Source organism: Nocardia sp. NPDC051030, assembly GCF_040683015.1.
GTDB lineage: Bacteria > Actinomycetota > Actinomycetes > Mycobacteriales > Mycobacteriaceae > Nocardia.
Genome location: NZ_JBFBCD010000004.1, coordinates 89,925 through 110,132, shown reverse-complemented (window position 1 = coordinate 110,132; position 20,208 = coordinate 89,925). Strand labels below are relative to the sequence as shown.

The 20,208-nt window shown below is 66.2% G+C and carries 20 protein-coding genes and 1 pseudogene; 11 read left to right on the top strand and 10 right to left on the bottom strand.

Annotated elements, in window-relative coordinates; all coding sequences use genetic code 11:
- Positions 1 to 170: 170 nt before the first annotated feature.
- From AB0N05_RS14115 to AB0N05_RS14105, 3 genes are all read right to left on the bottom strand, one after another.
- Positions 171 to 1,085, bottom strand: coding sequence for an oxygenase MpaB family protein (locus AB0N05_RS14115; protein ID WP_364692635.1), 915 nt, complete (start codon positions 1,083 to 1,085; stop codon positions 171 to 173).
- Positions 1,086 to 1,188: 103 nt separating this feature from the next.
- A complete protein-coding gene (gene tsaA, locus AB0N05_RS14110) occupies positions 1,189 to 1,575 on the bottom strand; it encodes a tRNA (N6-threonylcarbamoyladenosine(37)-N6)-methyltransferase TrmO (protein ID WP_364692632.1) in 387 nt (128 codons plus the stop codon).
- A gap of 19 nt (positions 1,576 to 1,594) precedes the next feature.
- Entirely contained in the window at positions 1,595 to 1,939 is a 345-nt protein-coding gene (locus tag AB0N05_RS14105; RefSeq protein ID WP_364692629.1) for a VOC family protein, read from the bottom strand.
- Between the two features lie 431 nt (positions 1,940 to 2,370).
- Here AB0N05_RS14105 and AB0N05_RS14100 point away from each other — a divergent pair, with 431 nt between their 5' ends.
- The 4 genes from AB0N05_RS14100 to AB0N05_RS14085 all read left to right on the top strand — a co-directional run bounded on the left by AB0N05_RS14100 (position 2,371) and on the right by AB0N05_RS14085 (position 4,566).
- The gene (locus tag AB0N05_RS14100) at positions 2,371 to 3,255 is read left to right on the top strand and encodes a sigma-70 family RNA polymerase sigma factor (RefSeq protein WP_364692626.1); all 885 of its coding nucleotides are present in this window, start codon (positions 2,371 to 2,373) and stop codon (positions 3,253 to 3,255) included.
- 337 nt (positions 3,256 to 3,592) lie between these two features.
- On the top strand, positions 3,593 to 3,727 hold the full coding sequence (locus AB0N05_RS14095; protein ID WP_364692623.1) for a hypothetical protein: 135 nt from the start codon (positions 3,593 to 3,595) through the stop codon (positions 3,725 to 3,727).
- An 85-nt stretch (positions 3,728 to 3,812) separates the two neighbouring features.
- Entirely contained in the window at positions 3,813 to 3,989 is a 177-nt protein-coding gene (locus tag AB0N05_RS14090) for a hypothetical protein (RefSeq protein WP_364692620.1), read from the top strand.
- Positions 3,990 to 4,107: 118 nt separating this feature from the next.
- Positions 4,108 to 4,566 (top strand): hypothetical protein, encoded by a 459-nt coding sequence (locus AB0N05_RS14085; RefSeq protein ID WP_364692617.1) that lies wholly within the window; start codon positions 4,108 to 4,110, stop codon positions 4,564 to 4,566.
- 98 nt (positions 4,567 to 4,664) lie between these two features.
- On the opposite strand, the gene AB0N05_RS14080 is transcribed toward AB0N05_RS14085, so the two are convergent.
- On the bottom strand, positions 4,665 to 5,495 hold the full coding sequence (locus AB0N05_RS14080) for a tyrosine-protein phosphatase (protein WP_364692614.1): 831 nt from the start codon (positions 5,493 to 5,495) through the stop codon (positions 4,665 to 4,667).
- A 333-nt stretch (positions 5,496 to 5,828) separates the two neighbouring features.
- Positions 5,829 to 7,265 carry a type I glutamate--ammonia ligase gene (gene glnA / locus AB0N05_RS14075; protein WP_364692611.1) on the bottom strand — a complete coding sequence of 479 codons (1,437 nt, stop codon included), beginning with the start codon at positions 7,263 to 7,265 and terminating at the stop codon, positions 5,829 to 5,831.
- Between the two features lie 478 nt (positions 7,266 to 7,743).
- On the opposite strand from glnA, the gene AB0N05_RS14070 reads away from it, so the two are divergent.
- Positions 7,744 to 7,959 (top strand): hypothetical protein, encoded by a 216-nt coding sequence (locus AB0N05_RS14070; protein ID WP_364692608.1) that lies wholly within the window; start codon positions 7,744 to 7,746, stop codon positions 7,957 to 7,959.
- Between the two features lie 372 nt (positions 7,960 to 8,331).
- Here the strand turns inward: AB0N05_RS14070 and AB0N05_RS14065 are convergent, their stop codons facing one another.
- Complete coding sequence (locus AB0N05_RS14065; RefSeq protein WP_364692605.1) at positions 8,332 to 8,778, bottom strand: hypothetical protein; 447 nt, start codon at positions 8,776 to 8,778, stop codon at positions 8,332 to 8,334.
- A gap of 136 nt (positions 8,779 to 8,914) precedes the next feature.
- Positions 8,915 to 9,226: a hypothetical protein gene (locus AB0N05_RS14060; RefSeq protein ID WP_364692602.1), complete on the bottom strand. Its 312-nt coding sequence runs from the start codon at positions 9,224 to 9,226 to the stop codon at positions 8,915 to 8,917.
- A gap of 1,347 nt (positions 9,227 to 10,573) precedes the next feature.
- Here AB0N05_RS14060 and AB0N05_RS14055 point away from each other — a divergent pair.
- The 5 genes from AB0N05_RS14055 (at position 10,574) to AB0N05_RS14035 (ending at position 16,096) form a co-directional block, all read left to right on the top strand.
- On the top strand, positions 10,574 to 10,840 hold the full coding sequence (locus AB0N05_RS14055) for a MerR family transcriptional regulator (RefSeq protein ID WP_364694535.1): 267 nt from the start codon (positions 10,574 to 10,576) through the stop codon (positions 10,838 to 10,840).
- 117 nt (positions 10,841 to 10,957) lie between these two features.
- The gene (locus AB0N05_RS14050) at positions 10,958 to 12,856 is read left to right on the top strand and encodes a potassium transporter Kup (protein WP_364692600.1); all 1,899 of its coding nucleotides are present in this window, start codon (positions 10,958 to 10,960) and stop codon (positions 12,854 to 12,856) included.
- A gap of 124 nt (positions 12,857 to 12,980) precedes the next feature.
- Positions 12,981 to 13,157: a CsbD family protein gene (locus AB0N05_RS14045; RefSeq protein ID WP_364692598.1), complete on the top strand. Its 177-nt coding sequence runs from the start codon at positions 12,981 to 12,983 to the stop codon at positions 13,155 to 13,157.
- A 114-nt stretch (positions 13,158 to 13,271) separates the two neighbouring features.
- Positions 13,272 to 15,116 (top strand): glycoside hydrolase family 15 protein, encoded by a 1,845-nt coding sequence (locus tag AB0N05_RS14040; RefSeq protein ID WP_364692595.1) that lies wholly within the window; start codon positions 13,272 to 13,274, stop codon positions 15,114 to 15,116.
- A gap of 32 nt (positions 15,117 to 15,148) precedes the next feature.
- Entirely contained in the window at positions 15,149 to 16,096 is a 948-nt protein-coding gene (locus AB0N05_RS14035; protein WP_364694532.1) for an SDR family oxidoreductase, read from the top strand.
- A 177-nt stretch (positions 16,097 to 16,273) separates the two neighbouring features.
- On the opposite strand, the pseudogene AB0N05_RS14030 reads toward AB0N05_RS14035, so the two are convergent.
- The 3 genes and pseudogenes from AB0N05_RS14030 to AB0N05_RS14020 form a co-directional block, all read right to left on the bottom strand.
- Positions 16,274 to 16,426: pseudogene (locus AB0N05_RS14030) on the bottom strand (mandelate racemase); the annotation flags it as partial.
- Positions 16,423 to 19,281: an FAD-linked oxidase C-terminal domain-containing protein gene (locus AB0N05_RS14025; RefSeq protein WP_364692592.1), complete on the bottom strand. Its 2,859-nt coding sequence runs from the start codon at positions 19,279 to 19,281 to the stop codon at positions 16,423 to 16,425. The pseudogene AB0N05_RS14030 and the gene AB0N05_RS14025, both read right to left, overlap by 4 nt.
- Before the next feature lie 53 nt (positions 19,282 to 19,334).
- Positions 19,335 to 19,655: a hypothetical protein gene (locus AB0N05_RS14020; protein WP_364692590.1), complete on the bottom strand. Its 321-nt coding sequence runs from the start codon at positions 19,653 to 19,655 to the stop codon at positions 19,335 to 19,337.
- A 185-nt stretch (positions 19,656 to 19,840) separates the two neighbouring features.
- Between AB0N05_RS14020 and AB0N05_RS14015 the strand changes: the two genes are divergently transcribed.
- Positions 19,841 to 20,041 (top strand): hypothetical protein, encoded by a 201-nt coding sequence (locus tag AB0N05_RS14015; RefSeq protein ID WP_364692587.1) that lies wholly within the window; start codon positions 19,841 to 19,843, stop codon positions 20,039 to 20,041.
- Positions 20,042 to 20,208 lie beyond the last annotated feature (167 nt).

Here is a 20,208-nt window from a genome sequence, read left to right as displayed (position 1 = left end):
GGTGGCGGGAATCGGAGCCCAATCCGACCACCAGTGCTCCCTGATCTTGATGAACCGGCCGCGCATGGTGATTCGGCCTTCGGCCGCGAGCGGTATCAAGATCACCATGCAATGGCGGAGGTAAATCCCGAGAAGGGTCCTCCACCAGTGCATGCTCGTGGGCCCCGCGGTCAGACCGGGCGGAGGTTGATCATTTTGCGAAGGCGGGCGCGGTCGCGTTCGAGGCGGCGGGCCTCGTAGGCGATGGGGAAGTAGCGGACTCGTTCGGGGAGGTGGGGGACGGTGTGGCCGATGAGCCAGCCGAGGGCGCGGAGGGTGCGCTCATCGTTGGCGGTCCAGGGGATGTCGAGCTTCTCGCGGATGATCTCGGGGGTGGTGCCGATCGTGAAGAAGTGCTGCATGCGGCCTACGGGGGTGGCGACCACGCGCCAGACCGGGCGCAGCGGGGTGGGAATCTGCTTGGGCGGGGCCAGGGTTCGGGCCACCTTCAGATAGTCGTAGGCGACATTGGTTGGCACCAGATGGTTTTCGATCTGGTCCTGGAACCAGGGCTCCCATTCGGCGAAGCTGGCGGGAATCTCCTTGGGGGCCACCGAGAAGTTGTGCATGAGCTGCACGACTTCCTGGTAGTACTCCTCTTTCTCCGCATCCGTGAGCTTCTCGCTGGAGAAGTACTTATTGCCCTCGGTGAAGGCGAAGATCGCGGTGTGCAGCACCCACGCCCACGGGCCGGAGGACAGCGCCCGGTGCTTGACGCCGTTCGCGTCGGTGGAGTTCAGGGTGGTGTGCATCTTGCGCAGGCGATCGGCCTCGGCGAGTGCCTCTTCGCCGCCGTAGATCCACATCATGACCGAGGCGATGCTGCGGGCCGCGCGGCCCAGCGCGTCGGTGCGGAAGGCGGAGTGCTCGTCGACGACCGCGGCGATGCTGGGTTCCATGGTCTGCAAGAGGAAGGCGGACCCGGCGGTGAGGGAGAAGGTGATGAGGCCGGTGTCCTCCCACATCCGGCTGCCCGGTTCGAACGGGCGGCGTTCGGGGCGTGTAGCCCGGGTCGTGCCATCGAGGGGAGCGACTGCGGCCGTCATGGTGATCTCCTTTGATCACTTCTGCCGGAGCGCCACACCCCGACAGAATGAGAGAATTACTTACGAATCTTCTCATCATGTCGGGGGAGTGGCAACCCTCACATCAGCGCGCGTCGATCGGACCCAGCGTCGGCTTCACATCCAGCACCGGCGTGCCGTCGATCGCCTCCAGGCCGTCCACCGTGATCGAGCACTCGCTCACGGCGGTGATCCGGACCGGATGCAGCCCGATCGGATTGGGCCGATCCGGCGAACGCGTCGCGAACACACCCGTCGGCGGGCGCTCCCGGAGACATCGCGGATGCACCACGAGCGCCTCGCGATCCGCCTCATGCAGCCAGGTCAGCACAAGCACGGTCATACCCGTCCGCAAATCGGCTGCGGCCGAGGCGAATTCCGGTTCAAAAACGATCTCCGCCGACGGCGCGCCCTCATCGCCCTGCCGCGGCGCGAGAGCGCGATCGGTCAGCGCCGAGCGAACCCGGCCCACCGATCGCGCCTCGAACCGGTCAGGGATTCTGGAGAACGCCGACGACATTGCCGTCCGCACTCTTCACGGTGGCAATCCGACGGCCATTGCCCACATCGCGGATCGCATCCTGCTCGGTCGCGCCGCCCTCGATCAATTCGGCCAGCGTCTTCTCGATATCCGCGACATGCGCATACGCCACCGGCCCGGACATCCCCTTCTCATGCCCCTTCGGGTCCAGGCCGATGTCCTGCCCGTTCACGCTGAAGCCCACGTAGTACGCGGTATCCGTGCTGGGCTGCTCGCCGAGCAGCGTGCTGAACAGGGCTTTCGCCTGGCCTAGATCCTTCACGGGATAAATGATCGTCTGCATTCCTGCGCTCATGAGGTACTCCTCGCTTCGTGTGCCACTCCCGGCCGGGCAGCCGGTCAACTCCACGACCGGCCCCGCGCCGCATATGTGACAGTGAGCCCCGAAACGCGTCGCTGAGGTCCACCTCGCTCTGCTCGCTCGATCGGACCCAGGGTGGTACATCCCGATGCCTTCTGAACGAGGCCGCGCAGCTGGGGGTGGTCGGGTGGGTCGAAGACCCGGAACTCGAGCCGATCGCGCCCTGCCCGCGACGAGTGCGGGGCCGAGACGCGGTGCGGCCGTTGCGGAAGCGGCCGATTGCGAGCACGGAGAGCGTGAGCCCCCACTGTCCGATGCCCTGGGCAGCAGGTTGTCACACCGGGCGGGTTTCGGCGGTCGTAGTCGTGCGGGTGTAGCCGCGCGGTCGGAGGTACCGACCGGTTGTTGTGGAGGAGACTGCGGTGATGGGGAACGGGCAGGGCGATCTCGACCTGGTGGCACGGCAATTCGAGCAGCAGCGCGGACGGTTGCAGGCGGTCGCCCACCGCATGCTCGGCTCGGCGGTGGAGGCCGAGGACGCGGTGCAGGAAGCCTGGCTGCGGCTGAGCCGGTCGGAAACCGCGGAGATCGATAATCTCGCGGCGTGGCTGACCACCGTCGTCGCCCGCGTCTGCCTCAATATGCTGCAATCGCGCAGCACCCGCCGCGAGGATCCGCTCGACGGTCACGATGCCCCCGACGCCGTCTTCGACCCGGAACAGGAAGTGCTCCTGGGTGATTCGATCGGCGCGGCCCTGCTGGTCGTGCTCGACACCCTCACCCCGACCGAGCGGCTGGCCTTCGTCCTGCACGATATGTTCGCCGTCCCCTTCGACGATATCGCCCCCATTCTCGGCAAAACCCCCGCCGCCGCACGGCAACTCGCCAGCCGCGCCCGCCGCCGCGTCCGGGGTGTCGAAGAGGTCAGCGCCGACCGCGACCGCCAGCAGCAAGTGGTCGAGGCCTTCCTCGCGGCCTCGCGCGCGGGTGAGTTCGCGGCCCTGCTGGAACTCCTCGACCCGGATGTGGTGCTGCGCGCCGATGCCATGGCGATCACGGTCGGCGCGGACTCCGAGGTGCGCGGCCGGGACGCCGTCGCGAAAACCTTTGCCGGGCGCGCCAAGGCGGCCCAGCTCGCGCTCATCGACGGCCGCGCCGGGCTGGTGTGGGGGCCCGGCGGCACCCCGCGGGTGGTGTTCGCCTTCGCCGTCACAGCTGGCCGAATCACCGGAATCGAACTCCTCGCCGACCCGGAAATGCTCGCCGGACTGGAGTTGGAGCTACTGCCCCGGACCGGAAAGGATTCGTAAATCCGGAAGCGGAAATCTTGTGCGCCGTGGAATCATCCGGTGTGCTGTAGACATGGCTTGCACTTGCGCCGCGATCAGCGCCACGCATCGCGATTCCGGTAGTTCCGGATATCGCGGCGCAATGCCGCGCCGCACGGGCGCATTGCCATCGGCTCTCGAACGCTACGGATTCGGCTGCGACGATGAACCACCTCAGCGTGGTTCACGATCGGCCTGATTTCCTTTCGGTTGAACCGATTCGTCGCTATGCGCCCTCCATTCGACACCCGCGGCATTCCCGCCGCCGCCGCCGAGACCATCGGCGAGTTCTGTCCGCCGGAGCGCCCCGTCCTCAGCGGTGGCTATTACGACGGGTTGGATCCGGCCAGCCGAGCCCGCCGCGCTGGTGGGCAACTCCCGGGCACGTGCGCGCCTGGCCAAGCTGACCGAGGAGTTGCTGGCACCGAATTCCTTCAGCTTGGCGGTGCGCTGATCTTCACGAGATATATACAGCCGTAACAGCATTCGATTGGCAGAATGAAGAATCGGATGCAGTGAAATAGTGAATGGGAGTGCACATGAGCGCAATGTCGGCGGGTCTTCCTATCGCGTCGCCCTCGGTATTCGAGACGGTTCGCGCTCACGTCCGCGAATTCGTGGCGCACCACACGCTCACCCCGGATCAGCGGGCCGAAAAGCTGGCCGGTTACGCCCCCACCGCAGTCCTCGGCACCGCGCACGGCCACTCGCGGTAGCCGTTCCTCGGGAGCCGCGGCGGTCTCCGATCGAGGCCGCCGCGGCTCTCCCCTCGATCGGACTGTGCGCCAGGTTTTTTCGGTGACCCCCACGATTCGACGGCGTATGATCGCGGCGATGGGCATACTGGGTCAAAGTGAGCGGACAGTGACATCCGACTGGGATGTGTTCATCCAGGCGCTCGCTCGCTGCCTGGCCGAATTACCGTCGCGCGCCACTTTGATCATTGCCGCCACCGGAAATCGCTACGTGCAGTTCCAGCAGTTCGACATCAAATTATCCGCCGAGCTGACCGGCAATTCCTATCTCGCCCAACCGATTTCGGAGGATGCGGCGCAACGGCTACGCGACCTCGGCTGGGTCGCGCCGACGCTGCGGAACGAAATCGAGAACTGGCGGCGGTCCTTACTCTGGCCGATCCCGCAGAGCGGCTTGGTGTCCTTCGCCCGTTCTGTCGCGATCGGCTTGCACGATGCCCTGGGTGTCGCCTCCCCCGAGGAGCTACGCGCCACCGGCTGGGCCAGTACCTCCCGGGATCTCGATCTCACCGCGCTCGGGGCCATTGCCCGCCGCTGATCGGTCCCGCGCAACCTGAACCCTCGAACCGGGGTCGCCCCAATGGAATCGGGCCCCCGCCACGCATTCGCGGCAAGGGCCCGAGTCATATGACCTGATCAGCTGACGAGGTTCTTCCGAAGCTTCAGAATGGTCGCGGCATCCAGCCCCAGCCCCTCGGTGAGGAACTTCCCGAAGTCACCGAAATCCGACTCCAGCTGCGACACCGCGGCATCCAGGTAGTCGTCGCGCACTTCTTGCAGCGGAATCAGCAGATCCGGGTTCTGCATGATCCCCGCCGCCTTCAGCTGATCGCGCAGGGCCTTGTCGGCGGCCGCCCGATACTGATTCGACAGCAGATAGTCCTGCCGCGCAGTGGTTTCCGGCACCCCGACCGCCCGCAGCGTCACATAGGTCAGCCATCCGGTGCGATCCTTGCCCGCCGTGCAGTGATAGAGCGTGGCCGTACCGGTACCCGCCAGATCCTTGACCGACTGCCCGAACTTGGCGAGCGAGTCCGAGTTGAAGAAGCTGCGGTACATATCGGCCATGATCTGCTCGGCCTTGCCGTCCCCCAGCAGTTCCTGCTGTTTCACCGGATCCTTGGACCCGATGGCCTGATTCATCTTGTCGAACATCCCATTGTCGCTGATCGGCCGCGAGACCAGGGGAACCCCCGAGGGTAGTCGATCCGCCCCCAGCACCTGAATCTCACTCGCGGTCCGAAGATCGATCACCGTCTGGATCTTCAGCGTCCCCAGCTTCGTCACATCCGCATCGGTCAGCTTCCCCAGCGCATCCGACCGAATAATCTTCGCCGACTTGACCTTCTCCCCGTCATAAGTCCGATATCCACCCACATCCCGGACATTCGCCGCCCCCTGCAACTCGATCCGAGTAGGCGCCGCCCCCAACCCCGCAGGCTCCGCATTGGCGACACCGATGGTCATCGCGGCAACCGCCACACCGATCAACGAAACTTTAACCCGTGCAATTGAATTCATTTTCATGCGCCGGACAGTAGATACGCCTCGGATACAAGACCCGACTTACGTTCCCATCCGCCCACCCACCAAGACCGCATAACCGATCACCGAGACCACCTCTGGACTCCCGGAAAATCCCCGTATTCCGTTATGCCCCAAAGCAATACCGCCCCGGCATATGCGGACTAGAAATAGTGATACCACCAATTCTCCGCCCGGACAAACCCCGGGAATGGGCGAAGCCCCACCCGCCCGAAGGCGGATGGGGCTTCCGAGAACTATTGCCCTACAGACGATTTAGACGTCGTAGTACAGCTCGAACTCGTACGGGTGCGGACGCAGGTTGATCGGGGCGATCTCCTGGGTGCGCTTGATGTCGATCCAGGTCTCGATCAGGTCGGGGGTGAACACGCCGCCCTCGGTGAGGTAGTCGTGGTCTTCCTCGAGCTTGTCGATGACCGACGCCAGCGAGGTGGGGGCCTGCGGGATGTTCTTGGCCTCCTCGGGCGGCAGCTCGTAGAGGTCCTTGTCGACCGGAGCGTGCGGCTCGATCTTCTTCTTGATGCCGTCCAGGCCGGCCATCAGCATGGCGGCGAAGGCCAGGTACGGGTTACCCGAGGAGTCAGGCGCGCGGAACTCGATGCGCTTGGCCTTCGGGTTGGAGCCGGTGATCGGGATACGCACGGCAGCCGAGCGGTTGCGCTGCGAGTACACCAGGTTGATGGGGGCTTCGTAGCCCGGCACCAGGCGGTGGTACGAGTTGACGGTCGGGTTGGTGAACGCCAGCAGCGACGGGGCGTGGTGCAGGATGCCGCCGATGTAGTGACGCGCCAGATCCGACAGGCCCGCGTAACCGGCCTCGTCGTGGAACAGCGGCTTGCCGTCCTTCCACAGCGACATGTGGGCGTGCATGCCCGAGCCATTGTCGCCGAACAGCGGCTTCGGCATGAAGGTAACGGTCTTACCCTCGGCCCAAGCGGTGTTCTTCACGATGTACTTGAACAGCTGCAGGTCATCAGCCGCACCGAGCAGGCTGTTGAACTTGTAGTTGATCTCGGCCTGACCGGCGGTGCCGACCTCGTGGTGGCCGCGCTCGAGCTCGAAGCCCGCGTTCTGCAGGTTGGTCGAGATCTTGTCGCGCAGGTCCACGTAGTGGTCGTACGGCGCGACGGGGAAGTAACCGCCCTTGTTGCGAACCTTGTAGCCACGGTTCGGGGTGCCGTCGGCGTTGTACTCCGCGCCGGTGTTCCAGGAGCCGGAGATGGAATCCAGCTCGTAGAAGGCACCGTTCATCGCCGAGTCGTAACGGATCGAGTCGAAGATGTAGAACTCGGCCTCGGCACCGATGTAGCAGGTGTCGGCGATACCGGTCGACTTCAGGTACTCCTGCGCCTTACGCGCGATATTGCGCGGGTCGCGGGAGTAGGCCTCACGGGTGAACGGGTCGTGCACGAAGAAGTTCAGGTTCAGCGTCTTCGCGGCACGGAACGGATCCAGGCGGGCGGTGCTGAAATCGGGCAGCAGGAGCATGTCCGACTCGTCGATCGACTGGAAGCCGCGGACGGAAGAACCGTCGAACGCGAGGCCTTCCTCGGCGAGGTCGGCCGTGAAGGCCTTCGCCGGGATCGAGAAGTGCTGCTGCACACCGGGGAGGTCGGTGAACCGTACGTCGACGTATTCGACCTCCTCTTCCTTGAGGAACTTGATGACCTCGTCGGCCGTGCTGAACGCCACTTAGTACTCCTTACGGATCGGTTCCCAGCCGGTTGAATCGCATGGGTTCGTCGCAGCCAGACGGTATGGATGCGGTGTTTCCCTGCCATCAAGGCTGTGTTTCGCCAGTGTTACGCGTTAGGTGTTACCGACGGTTACCGGTACATACCTGTATGCCAGGTCAGGCTACCCGAGTCCATCGATGGCCTTACCGAGGGCTGCCGCACCCTACCGCCAATCTGACTACGAATCTGACTAATCCGCCACTCGGGGACGAAAGTCCAGGCGGCACGCCGTTTTTCGACACGCCAACGAATTTTCAAGCCCGGCATCCCCACAGCAAACGCGATTGGAGAGTGGCATGAGCACCCCTGAAACGCAGACCCATCCGCAGTCAGCCACCGAGGATTCTATGCCTCCGATCGGCGCTCGCCGAGAGGGTGATCCCGAGCACAAAGCGTTTGTATCGACAGTGGGTGCGTGGGTTCGGGTTCCTGTCATGAGCACGGCCGACCGTGACGCCCTCGTTCGGGAACACTTCGCCGAGTGCGCTCAGGCCGTCGCCCTGGGGGAGCGGGCTAGGAAGGCGCGACTGGACCTCATCGCGAAGTTACGGGCAGCTGCGCCCGAGTACTACACCCAAGAGCGGTTGGCCGAGCTGTCGGGGATGACGCAGCAGAACATCTCTTATCACCTCGGGAAGGAGAAGGCGTAAGGGATGATCCGATAACAACGCCCCCACTCCGAGCCCTTGGTGGGGGCTGGTCGACGTCCCGTCAGCCATCCTACGATGATGTACCGCAGCGGGCTGATCACCGTTCTGCCGCTCCGTGTCTACCGAGCCGAGCGATCAGCGGCATGACAGGATGTCGCGTTCGGAAGGCACAGCAGCGATAGCGTCCGGCCTGAACATGCACTTAGACCCATGAACAGTCAGAAAACTGACCGGCAACAGAGGTTAGTGCATGAATAGGCCGGTAATCCGGACCTCGGCAGAAGCGGATGGTCACGTAGATCCCTCGCCTACTACTCCTTCAAGAGATTTGACGCTCCTGCGTTCTCATCGAGCGCGGGTCGGGCCTGCTGGTTACCGGCCACAGGCGATTCCGGGCGAGGCGCCCTGGACTACGGTGATGCCCAGGAGTTCGATGGCGGGGACAGTCCAGTTCCAGCTTCCTGTAGAGCTGACCGGGCGTGCCTGGAAGTTCACCGTGCCCGCAGCCGTCGGCGTCCATTCGATAGTGACATCCTTACCGGGCGAGTACGCGTTGGCACCGATCTTGGTCGCCGAACCTCCCGCCGCCGGCGACCATGTGATGCCGATCTGGTCGTCGTTGGGAGCCTGCGCGATCAGCGTGGCAGCGTCGGCTGCGGCCACAGTAAGCGAGTAGGTGGAACCGACACAATAAGCCAAAGTTGTGATCGTTATCTGTGCCGATGCGGTCGTCGCCGAAACGATGGTGGCCACCCCCATCGCAGCGGCTGCGGTGATACCGACGGTCGCAATGACGCTGGCGTAGTGGGTGATTGACACCTTTTCTGCGGATTACTCAGGAGTTTTCCATCTGATCGATGCGGTAGTGGCCCTGCGAGGCGGGACCTGGTGGTAGCACTCGAAATCACCACAACCCCTTACGCGGTGTGCGAGTGCCTTGGCTGCGGTGAGCACCTCACGGCGACGGGGTCGCCGGCGGCAGCGGGCCAGCGCGGTGATCAACGCTGATGTTGTTGCCCTGCGATACTATTCGCGGATCGTGTCGGGAGCAGCAACCAACAGGGCCTTGATCTGGTTGATTGCGGCAGTGCGAACCGTGATCGAGCGCGGCGAGTAGAACTGGTATCCCACCTCCCGGATCGGATACTTCACCGACCTGGTCCGCGAGAGCATCGACATCACGCGCGGCCTGATCGACTTGTTCGCCGATGACCTGACCGTAGAAGAGCGCCTGCAGGGTCGCCCCACACATCGGCACCGCGGCCATCGCTGCGTTTCTCGACTCCGTCCGATCACTGCACCACAGCACCGAACTGCCCATCGGGCAATCCCGCGGCCTTCCCTCGTCGCGTCACCACCGTCACCGACAGTCGAACAATCACAGTCGGGCACGTATTGGGCACGGTGATTCTAGGAGTCGTACCGCAGTGCCCCGGCGACCTCGAGTCTGCGCAGACGACTGGGTCGCCGCGAGAGCGGGTGCGTGGCCTCGCCCGTCGTGTACGCGGAGGACAGTCCTATGACGAGGGCCCCGGTGCCGCGCAAAGGGCGGCACCGGGGCCCGGGTGGAAACGACCGTGACCCACCTGAAGGGGGTGAATCGGTGGGCCTGCCCGCCGGGAAGACGGAGGCGGGCGATCGAACGGTCGCGCACTTACTTTCTCGTGTTACCTCGTACTCGACGGCTTACGGACCCTGTTTCGGTCCGACCGTCGTCCCTTACTCACGGGCAGTTCGTTATCTCCCGTGCCCTCGTGAATCTTCTTTCACTTGCTACGAGGAAGAAGCTACCGAAGCGATCGCTGTATGTCTAGATCCGCCACTACAGATTTTTGTGGCGGCGAGTCGGCGTGCCTGGAGCCGTCCGCGGGCCGTGAATCCACTCCCTGCCAGACCGGGCCGACTCGACGTTCTGAGCGATCACGGTATCGAATGCGCTCACATCCATCGCCTCCCGGCCGCGGAAGTGGCCAGGATCGCGGTGCAGACCCTGTGCCTGTCCGAGTACGGCCTGCTCACCCCGACCCGCACCCTGGCAATGCGCGCACCTCCTGACAGTCGTTCTGCGTCCGCAAAAAATCTCTACTCTTGGGTGTAGACAATCCGCTCCATCGGTTGTACTGTCTGTCTCGTTCGGAAGTTAGACAAGTGGTAACTCCGTAGCAGGAAGCCGAACGCGCTGCGGAAGAAGTCAGTTGTAAGCCCGGTTCCCTCCGGCGAAGGAAAGAACATGGCAATAGGTAGTGCCGCTGGAGGGAACCGGAAACACCGCACGACGCGCCGGAAGTCGCCACAGTGACCCGCCGGCGACACCGCACCGAGACTGGGTGCGGCCAGCGAATCTACGAGCCGGGAGGTGTTCCACGAGTAGACATCTACGCACGACGCGTCCGTGTCGGCACGAGCGGACACCAGGCGCGTCATCGGCCGGAAATCGGCAACGACTTTGAATCCCAATTGCCTTCTCGATCGACTTCAGGCCCCGGCGCACTGTGCGCCGGGGCCTGAAGTCGTGCCCACACACCGAGGTGCCGTGCAGCAATCCGATAAGACTCCCGCCGACGGACCCCACCTCGGCGACCGGCTCGACGATGAAGACTTCCCCGCCTACAGCATGGGACGCGCCGCCGAAGTCCTCGGCGTCACCCAAGCGTTCCTGCGTGCCCTCGACGCGACCGAACTTCTTACCCCCCAACGTTCGGCGGGCGGGCACCGCCGCTATTCGCGGTATCAGCTGCGGATCGCCGCACGGGTACGCCAACTCGTCGACGACGGCAATCCCCTCGAGGGCGCGTGCCGCATCGTGATCCTGGAAGATCAGCTCACCGAGGCCCAACGCATCAACACCGAACTCCGCCACACCCTCGACGACCAGCGCTGAGACACCGAAGGCCCCACCGCGCGGCGCGACTACGAATCTGACTAATCCGCTATTCGAGGGCGAAAGTTCAGCATTTATGGGTATGGCGATGGCATCAGTCATCGATAAGGAGTAGCCGTGACGCAGCGGCGCGATATCGCGCGGCCGGGGTTGGTGATCGGTGCGCTCGGGGTGGTCTTCGGGGACATCGGCACCAGCCCCATCTATGTGATGCGCGCGGTGTTCGATCCCTCGGATCCGCATCCGGTCGCCGTGCGCAGCGAGAACGTTTTCGGGGTGGTGTCGCTGGTGTTCTGGTCGGTGCTGTTCATCGTGACCGCTACGTACGTGCTGGTGGCGATGCGCGCGGACAACGACGGCGAGGGCGGCATCGTTGCGCTGATTACCCAGGTGCGGCGCTGGGCGGTGGCGGGGCGGACGGCCGCGGTGCTTACGGGGCTCGGAATCTTCGGTGCGGCACTGTTTTTCGGCGACAGCATGATCACTCCGGCGATTTCGGTGCTGTCCGCCGTGGAGGGGCTCGAGATCGTCGCGCCGGCGTCGGCGAAGCTGATCGTGCCCCTCACCGCGCTGATCATCGTGGCATTGTTCCTGGTGCAGCGGCGTGGCACCGCGACGGTGGGACACCTGTTCGGCCCGGTGATGGTGTTGTGGTTCTTGACGATCGGCACGCTCGGCATCACCGGGATCACCCGTGATCCCACGATCCTGCGGGCGCTGTCGCCGACCTACGCGCTGGGATTCCTGGCCGGGCATTTCGGGGTGGCGTTCTTCGCGCTGGCGGCCATTGTGCTGGCGGTCACCGGGGCGGAGGCGCTGTACGCGGATCTCGGCCACTTCGGCCGCCGATCCATCACGCGCGCTTGGCTTTTCCTGGTTCTGCCGGCGTTGGTGCTCAGCTATTTGGGCCAAGGCGCGCTGGTGCTCTCCGATCCGGCGCACGCCGCGAGCCCGTTCTTCCTGCTGGTCCCGGGCTGGGCGCGGCTACCGGTGGTGGTGCTGGCCACCACGGCGACCGTGATCGCCGCACAGGCCGTGATCACGGGCGCGTATTCGGTTGCCGCGCAGGCGGCTCGCATCGATTTCCTGCCGCGATTGCGCATCGTGCACACCTCCGCATCCGAGCGCGGCCAGATCTATGTGCCTTGGATCAACTGGCTGCTCATGGTCTCGGTGCTCACGCTGGTGCTCGCGTTCCGGTCCTCGACCGGGCTCGCCTACGCCTACGGCATGGCGGTGACGTGCACCATCAGCATCACCACGCTGCTGCTCGGCTATCTGGCGCATGCGAAATGGCGGTTGCCGCTGTGGTTGATCGCGTGTGGCGCGGCGCCGCTGCTCACCCTGGATCTGTTGTTCGTCTCGGCGAACCTCACCAAGCTGACGCACGGGGCTTGGCTGCCGCTGCTGGTCGGCATCGTCGCCTTCACGATCATGACCACCTGGCAGCGCGGCCGCGGATTGGTGCATGCCGAACGGGAGCGCCGGGAAGGCTCGCTGCGCGAGTTCATCGATCAACTGCGCCACCATGATTCGGGAATCGACACCGTCGACGGCACCGCGGTGTTCCTGAGCCGCAGCAAGAAGACCGTACCCCTCGCGTTGCGGGCCAATGTCGAACACAACCATGTCCGCCACCGCCAGATCGTGATCGTCTCCGTCGAAACCGAGGAAGTGCCACGGGTTTCGGAGGACGACCGGGTGCGGGTGGATCACCTCGGCTACACCGACGACGGCATCATCCATGCGACCGTCCGCGTCGGCTATCTGGAGCCCCCCGATGTGCCCGCGGCCCTGGCCCGCCTCGACCCGGTCGATACCGAGGGCGCGCTCGACCTCGACCGGGCCGCCTACTTCCTCTCCGAACTGGAATTGCGGCCGGGTGCCGACCCGGTCATGCCGCGCTGGCGCAGAACGCTTTTCATCGCCACCACCTACCTGTCCACCGATTCCAGTGACCACTTCCGGCTGCCACGCCACCGCACGGTGATCATGGGTTCACGCATAGAGATCTGATGGGGTCGGACAGTTGATGTCATGGTGAACCATCTCAGCCTGTTTCGAGTTCCTACACCCGGGTAGGCCAGGATCGGGTCAACGCGAACGGCCCATGGAGTCCGCTCAGTGGGAAGGAATCGACATGAGCGCAACCGACAAGGCCAAGAACAAGGCCGATGACCTCAAAGGTAAGGCGCAGGAGAAGCTCGGGAAGCTGACCGGCGACGAGGACCGCGAGCAGTCGGGCAAGGCCCGTCAGGCCAAGAACGACGTCAAGGACGCGGGCGAAAAGGTCAAGGACGCTTTCCGCGACAAGTGATCCCGCGATCGAGTGCCCGGGTGCCTTCGGTGCCCGGGCGCCGTCGTGTTGGGGGCTGCCGCGCCCCCCGGCGGTTCGGCTGACCGAGAAGTATCTGATGGTGAGCCCCGCGGCATGGTTAACCGTGCGATCGCGTGGTATTCGACGAGCGTGGTCCCGCCTTCGGTCTTGCGGCAGCCGCACGTGCTGCGCGAATACGCGTTCCTCGCGGACGGGGAGCGCGGGGCCCTGGTCGGCCCGCGCGGGGATATCTCGTGGCTGTGCATGCCGGGGTGGGACGGGGATGCCCTCTTTCAGGCCCTGCTGGGCGGCCCGGGCGTGTACGCGGTGACGCCGGTGGAACGGTTCGTGTGGGGCGGGTATTACGACGAGGGGAGTCTGATCTGGAACTCCCGGTGGGTCACGAGCTCGGCGGTCATCGAATGCCGTGAGGCGCTGGCCTTTCCGGGCGAGGCCCACCGGGCCGTGCTGTTGCGGCGGATTCGCGCACGACACGGCGACGCCGAAGTGGACGTGGAACTCGCACCGGTGGCCGGGTTCGGGGCGGAGCCGCTCACGCAGGTGCGGCGCGGCGGCGAGGTCTGGGAGGCGCGCAGCGGTGAGATCCAGCTGCGGTGGGGTGGTGCGGCGGAGGCCGCGGTGCGCGAGGACGGGACGGGGCCGAAATGGCAACTGCGCCTGCGAGTTCCCGAAGGCGAGCAGCGCGACCTGGTGCTGGAGCTGTCGAATCGAGCCCTGCCGCAGGAGTGCGCGAACCCGGATACCGCTTGGACGGCAACGGAATTCAGTTGGAAGCGGGCGGTGCCCGCGCTGGCCGAGGGAGCGGCCCCGCGCGATACCGCGCACGCCTACGCCGTCATGCGGGGAATGACCGGCAGCAGCGGCGGGATGGTCGCGGCCGCGACGACCAGTCTGCCCGAACGGGCCGAGCAGGGCGGCAATTACGACTACCGCTATGTGTGGATCCGCGATCAGTGCATGGCCGGGCAGGCGGTCGCGGCGGCGGGACCGTATCCGCTGCTCGACGACGCGGTGCGGTTCACCGCCGAGCGCCTGCACGCCGACGGCCCGCAGCTCAGGCCCGCGTACACCATGACCGGTGGGCAGGTGCCGCGCACCCGGGACGTCGACCCGCCCGGCTATCCGGGCGAGGAAACCGCGCTGCTGGGCAATCGGGTCCGGGACCAGTTCCAGCTCGACGTGTTCGGTGAGGCGCTGCTGTTGTTCGCCGCGGCGGCCCGGCACGACCGGCTGACCGAGGATCATCGCAAGGCCGTCGGCATCGCCGTGGAAGCCATTGCCGCACAGCGCGATCGACCCGATGCGGGTATCTGGGAGATCGACGACGAGCATTGGACGCACTCCCGGCTGGCCTGCGCGGCCGGACTGCGCGCGGTGGCCGCGGTGCGGGCCAGCGGTGCCGATGTGGCCCGCTGCACCGCGCTGGCCGACACGCTCGTAGCCGAGGCGGCCCGGACCAGCCTCCATCCCAGCGGCCGGTGGCAGCGCTCGCCGCAACACCCCGAGGTGGATGCCGCCCTGCTGCTGCCGATCATTCGCGGCGCGCTCCCGATCGGCGATCCCCGCAACCGCGCCACCTTCGAAGCCGTCCACCACGAATTGTCCACCGACTATTACGTGTACCGCTATCGGCGTGATGCCCGCCCACTCGATCGCAGCGAGGGCGCGTTCCTGCTGTGCGGGTTCGCCATGGCCATGGCCGCCGACGATCTCGGGCTGCCGGTCACCGCAGCCCGCTACTTCGAACGCAATCGGGCCGCCTGCGGCACGCCCGGACTGTTCGCCGAGGAATTCGATGTCATACAACGGCAGCTGCGCGGCAATCTGCCGCAGGCGTTCGTGCACGCGCTGCTGTTCGAGGCGTCGATTCGGGCGGCGCGGCCGGGCCGGTGGGCCCACCCGGACTACGAATCGCCCTCAGGAAGGGGACAGCCGTGACAGTCTCAGCCACACGCGCGGCACCGAAAACCATTGTGATCACCGGTGCGAGCGCGGGTATCGGGCGGGCCGCCGCCTGCCGCTTCGCCGCCCGCGGTGACCGGATCGCCCTGCTCGCGCGCGGCCGCACCGGGCTCGCGGCCGCCGCCGCGGAGGTGCGGGCCGCCGGCGGCACGGCGCTCGAATTACCCACCGACGTAGCCGATTACGAGGCGGTCGACGCGGCCGCCACCCGCGCCGAGCACGAGCTCGGCCCCATCGACGTGTGGGTGAATTCCGCGTTCACCTCGGTCTTCGCGCCCTTCGATCAGATCTACCCCGAGGAGTTCCGCCGGGTCACCGAGGTCACCTATCTTGGTTCGGTGCACGGCATCCGGGCCGCGCTCCTGCGCATGCGCGCCCGCGATCGCGGCGCGATCGTGCAGGTCGGCTCCGCGCTGGGGGACCGGTCGATTCCCTTGCAGTCGGCCTATTGCGGTGCCAAACACGCGGTCAACGGCGTCGTCGAGGCGCTGCGGGTGGAATTGCTGCACGAGCGCAGCAATGTCCACATCACCGTCGTGCAGGCCCCCGCGGTCAATACGCCCCAGTTCTCCTGGGTGCTGTCGCGGCTTCCGCACCGGCCGCAGCCGGTCCCGCCCATCTATCAGCCCGAGGTGATCGCCCGCAGCATCGTATTCGCCGCCGATCATCCACGGCACAAACAGTATTGGGTCGGCGCGAGCACGGTCGGCACGGTGCTCGCGCAGCGGCTCGCGCCCCGGCTGCTGGACCGCTACCTGGCGCGCACCGGATATCGATCGCAGCAGACCGAGGCCGAAGCCCATGGCGGCCAGGACAATCTGTGGACTCCGCTGGATGGCCGCGGCGGCGTCGACTTCGGCGCGCACGGCGAATTCGACGACCGCGCGCACGAGCACAGCCCGCAGGCGTGGCTCGTGCGCGCGCTCACCTCACTGGGCGGCAGCCGACGGCGCTGAGACCCGATAGGGCGCGGCGGTCTCGGCCAGACGCATGCCGTGACCGTACGGATCGGACCCATTGCCATTGCCATTGCCGCGCGGTTCGATCCGCCCGTCCTGCACCTGCGGCGCGCCGTCCACCAAGAGTGGTTCCGGCGCGAGATGTTTCTCGACGACTGTGGCGGCGGGGGAGCTGTAGGTCCAGCCCAGTCCGCGGTCGTGCCCGGCCGATACGGTCACCACCACCGCGGTGGTCGCATCCCAGGTCAGGGTGCCGTCGGCTTCGGGTTGTGGAGTGGGGAATCGGTAGACCTCGACGGTCACGCCGTCGATGTTCGGGATTTTCATGGAAGACCGCCTCGGAGGGCTTCGGCGAGGAGTTCGGCCGTATGCCGCGGCCGCACACCGGGGAGCAGGTGACGGATCTGGGTGCGACAGCTGAACCCATCCGCCAGGATCGCCACATCGGGCGAGGCCGCGCGCAGGGCGGGGAGCAACTGGTCCTGTGCGCAGGCCACGGATACATCGTAATGCCCGCGCTCGAAGCCGAAATTGCCTGCCAGGCCGCAACATCCGGCATCGAGCAGCTCGACCTCGGCGCCGGTGGCACACAGCAGGTCGCGGTCCGGCCCCGAACCGAGGATGGCGTGCTGGTGGCAGTGCGGTTGCACCAGCGCGGAGCCCATGATCTCCGGCGGCCGCCACCGCGGTGCGCGCTCGGCCAGCAACTCGGCCAGCGTGCGAGTCTGACCGGCGAGGCGTTTGGCGTCCTGATCGCCGTCGAGCAGCTCCGGCAGGTCCGAACGGAATACCGCCGCGCAACTGGGTTCGAGCACGACAATCGGGATGCCGTGGCGCAATTGGGGTTCCAGGGTCTTCAGAGTGCGGCGCAGGACCCGTTTGGCGGTGGCGAGCTGGCCGGTCGAGATCCAGGTCAGGCCGCAGCACACGGCGCGCGGCGGCAGGTCGATAGCGAATCCCGCGGCGGTCAGCACTTCCGTCGCGGCGTCGGCGATCTGTGGCTCGAAATTATTGGTGAAGGTGTCCGGCCACAGCAGTACCCGGCCGTTCGGGGCATCCACGAAATCGGCTCGCGGAGAATAGGTTCGGGTGAATCTCCGGGATGCGAAGCGCGGTAGTTCGCGCCGTGGATCGATACCGCCCAGGCGCGCCAGCGCCCGCCGCAGGCCCGGCGCGTGCGTGACGGCATTGGCCAGCGGCGCGGCACCGGTGGCCAGCCGCGCCCACAGCGGAATCCAGCCCATCGAATAGTGCGACATCGGCCGCAGCCGATGCCGGTAGTGGTGGGACAGGAACTCCGCCTTGTAGGTCGCCATATCGACATCGACCGGGCAGTCGCTGCGACATCCCTTGCAGGACAGGCACAGATCGAGCGCGTCACGCACTTCGGTGGACCGCCAGCCGTCGGTGATCACGTCACCCTCGAGCATCTCGAACAGCAGCCGGGCCCGGCCTCGGGTGGAATGCTCCTCCTCGCGGGTGGCCCGGTAGCTGGGGCACATGACACCGCCGGAATCGCCCCGGCATTTGCCGACCCCGACGCACCGGTTGGCGGCATGGCTGAAATGGTGGCCGTCCTCGGGGAACGCGAAGTGGGTGGCCGGTTCCCACGGCCGGTACGAGACACCCTGGCGCAGATCGTGATCCAGCGGTCGCGGATCCACGACCTTGCCGGGGTTCATTCGATTGAGCGGATCGAACAGCCGCTTCACCTCGCCGAACGCCTCGACCACCCGGTCGCCGAACATGATCGGCAGCAGCTCCGCGCGCGATTGGCCGTCACCGTGCTCACCGGACAGCGAACCACCGTAGGCGACCACGAGACGCGCACTGTCCCGGGCGAATCGGCGATAGTGCGCGATGCCGTCCGCGGTGCGCAGATCGAACGGAATGCGGGTGTGCACACACCCCTGGCCGAAATGGCCGTAGAGGGAACTGGATTCGTAGTCGTACAGGCTCAGCAGCCGCTCGAAATCGCGCAGGTAGTCGCCGAGCCGGTCGGGCGGCACCGCCGCGTCCTCCCAGCCCTCATGGGTTTCCGCGCCGTCGGGCGGATACGCGGTCGCACCCAGTCCGGCTTCTCGGGCGGCCCACAGTTCGGACTCGCGCTCGGGGTCGTCGAGCAGGGTGGCGGTCACGTCGCGCCGTCGGGTGGCGAATTCGATGATCATGGCGTGGGCGTGTTCGTCGGCCTCGGAGGCCGAGTCGCCGTCGAATTGTGCCATCAGCCAGGCTTTTCCGCCGGGCAGCTGTTTGATGGCCCGCTCGGCCAGGTGCTGAGAATGTTCGAGTTGCACCAGGCGGTGATCCAGGCCCTCCAGGGCGGCCGGGTCGTGGCGCAGCACATCCGGGACCGCGTCCGCCGCGCTGTAGATGTCGGGGAAGCCGAGCACGACCAGGGCCTTGGCGGCCGGGACGGGCACCAGTTCGAGTTCGGCGCGCAGCACGGTGACCAGGGTGCTCTCGCTGCCGACCAGGAACTTCGCGGCATCGGTATGTCGTTCGGGCAGCAGCGAATCCAGGTTGTAGCCCGACACCCGGCGGGGAATATCGGGATAGTTCTTGCGAATGTCATCCGCGTAGCGCGCCATGAGGGCGGTCAGGCCCTCGCGCAGCGGCTCGGTCAGGCCCTCCATGCCGGGCCCCACCCACATCCGATCGCCCGCGTAGGTGAGGATCTCGAGGCGGCGCACCGAGTCGGCCATCTTGCCGTACGCCTGCGCGGTCGAGCCGCAGGAGTTGTTGCCGATCATCCCGCCGATCGTGCAGCTCACGTGGGTCGAGGGCTTGGGACCGACCATCAGGTCATGGGGCCGCAGGGCCGCATTGAGCCGATCCAGGCTGATGCCCGGCTCCACCACCACGGTCCGCGCCCCCGGATCGATCGACACCACCCGGTCGCAGTACTTGCTCCAATCCAGCACGACCGCCGCATTGCAGCACTGACCGGCCAGACTGGTGCCGCCGCCGCGCGAGAGCACCGGCATATCGTGCGCCCGGCACACCGCAATCGCGGCGATGGCGTCCTCCGGCGTGCGCGGCACCACCACACCCAGCGGCACCGCCCGATAGTTCGAGGCATCGGTGGAATACGCCGCCCGGGAACCGGGATCGAACCGCACTTCCCCGGCGACGCGGTCGGCGAGATCGGCACGGACGGCGTCGAGCAGCAGCGCGGGCATCGATGCTCCTCCATTCGGGTTGGCGCATGCGGATATTCACGGCTCGGCCGCGGCTATTTCTTCGGTACGAAGATCCCGGTGAGGTCGGCCTCGCGAATCGGGGTATCGGGGTTGGCCTGGGCCTGGCACATCAGGGTGATGGCGGCGATGGACGCGTCCACCTGGTCCGCGTCCGGCGTCGGAGTGGCCTTGGTGTCTTGTTCGAGGTATTTGCGCACCGTGACGTGCTGGGTGTCGTCGTCCTGTTTGGTGAATTCGCTGCACGGCGTATTGCCACCCTTGTTGACGACTTCCTTGGCCTGTTCGCAGGCTCCGAGCAGGAACGTCGAACACAGGGCCGCGACCGCGACGAACAGGGAGTACCGGCGTGTCATAGCTCCTCCTCTGGCGGACGAATGCTTCGCCCATCGCAATGCCCGGTACGGCGGCGACCAAACCGGTCGACGATCAGGCCGCGGTGGCGGCTGTTTCGGCTCCGAACCGGCGGGTAGGGCCGGAATGTGGGCGGCACGGAGATCGCACCACACACGAAAACCAGGAGCTTGAAGGAGGTTTCGCCATGCCCGATCCGAAGAACCCGGGTCAATTCGGCAACCGGTCCGATACCGCGGAACAAGCCAGCAAGGGCGGTAAGGCCAGCAGCGGCAGCTTCGGTGCCGAGCACGGGGCCGACCCGCATGAGGCCGGACGCAAGGGGGCCGCGGCACAGCCGACCGAGGCCAAAGTCGAAGGCGGGCACCACAGCCACGGCGCGAAGTGACACAGCCACGGCGCGAAGTGACACCCGCGGCGTTATTCAGATAGCCGGACCAGGTCGGGGCGGGGGGGATTACAACCCGCCCCACCGAAGCGAAGGCCCGGCCGCCCCGCCAGCGTGGAGAAAGGAAAAAGGGAGGGGTGGGGGGGAAGGTGAAAGAAAACGAGGAG

Excerpts from the sequence above, each read along its gene's own strand:
- AB0N05_RS14115 (WP_364692635.1), bottom strand. The coding sequence starts at position 1,085 with ATGACGGCCGCAGTCGCTCCCCTCGATGGCACGACCCGGGCTACACGC.
- AB0N05_RS14105 (WP_364692629.1), bottom strand. The coding sequence starts at position 1,939 with ATGAGCGCAGGAATGCAGACGATCATTTATCCCGTGAAGGATCTAGGC.
- AB0N05_RS14100 (WP_364692626.1), top strand. The coding sequence starts at position 2,371 with ATGGGGAACGGGCAGGGCGATCTCGACCTGGTGGCACGGCAATTCGAG.
- AB0N05_RS14090 (WP_364692620.1), top strand. The coding sequence starts at position 3,813 with ATGAGCGCAATGTCGGCGGGTCTTCCTATCGCGTCGCCCTCGGTATTC.
- AB0N05_RS14085 (WP_364692617.1), top strand. The coding sequence starts at position 4,108 with ATGGGCATACTGGGTCAAAGTGAGCGGACAGTGACATCCGACTGGGAT.
- AB0N05_RS14080 (WP_364692614.1), bottom strand. The coding sequence starts at position 5,495 with ATGACCATCGGTGTCGCCAATGCGGAGCCTGCGGGGTTGGGGGCGGCG.
- AB0N05_RS14070 (WP_364692608.1), top strand. The coding sequence starts at position 7,744 with ATGAGCACGGCCGACCGTGACGCCCTCGTTCGGGAACACTTCGCCGAG.
- AB0N05_RS14060 (WP_364692602.1), bottom strand. The coding sequence starts at position 9,226 with ATGGCCGCGGTGCCGATGTGTGGGGCGACCCTGCAGGCGCTCTTCTAC.
- AB0N05_RS14055 (WP_364694535.1), top strand. The coding sequence starts at position 10,574 with ATGGGACGCGCCGCCGAAGTCCTCGGCGTCACCCAAGCGTTCCTGCGT.
- AB0N05_RS14045 (WP_364692598.1), top strand. The coding sequence starts at position 12,981 with ATGAGCGCAACCGACAAGGCCAAGAACAAGGCCGATGACCTCAAAGGT.
- AB0N05_RS14040 (WP_364692595.1), top strand. The coding sequence starts at position 13,272 with ATGGTTAACCGTGCGATCGCGTGGTATTCGACGAGCGTGGTCCCGCCT.
- AB0N05_RS14025 (WP_364692592.1), bottom strand. The coding sequence starts at position 19,281 with ATGCCCGCGCTGCTGCTCGACGCCGTCCGTGCCGATCTCGCCGACCGC.
- AB0N05_RS14020 (WP_364692590.1), bottom strand. The coding sequence starts at position 19,655 with ATGACACGCCGGTACTCCCTGTTCGTCGCGGTCGCGGCCCTGTGTTCG.
- AB0N05_RS14015 (WP_364692587.1), top strand. The coding sequence starts at position 19,841 with ATGCCCGATCCGAAGAACCCGGGTCAATTCGGCAACCGGTCCGATACC.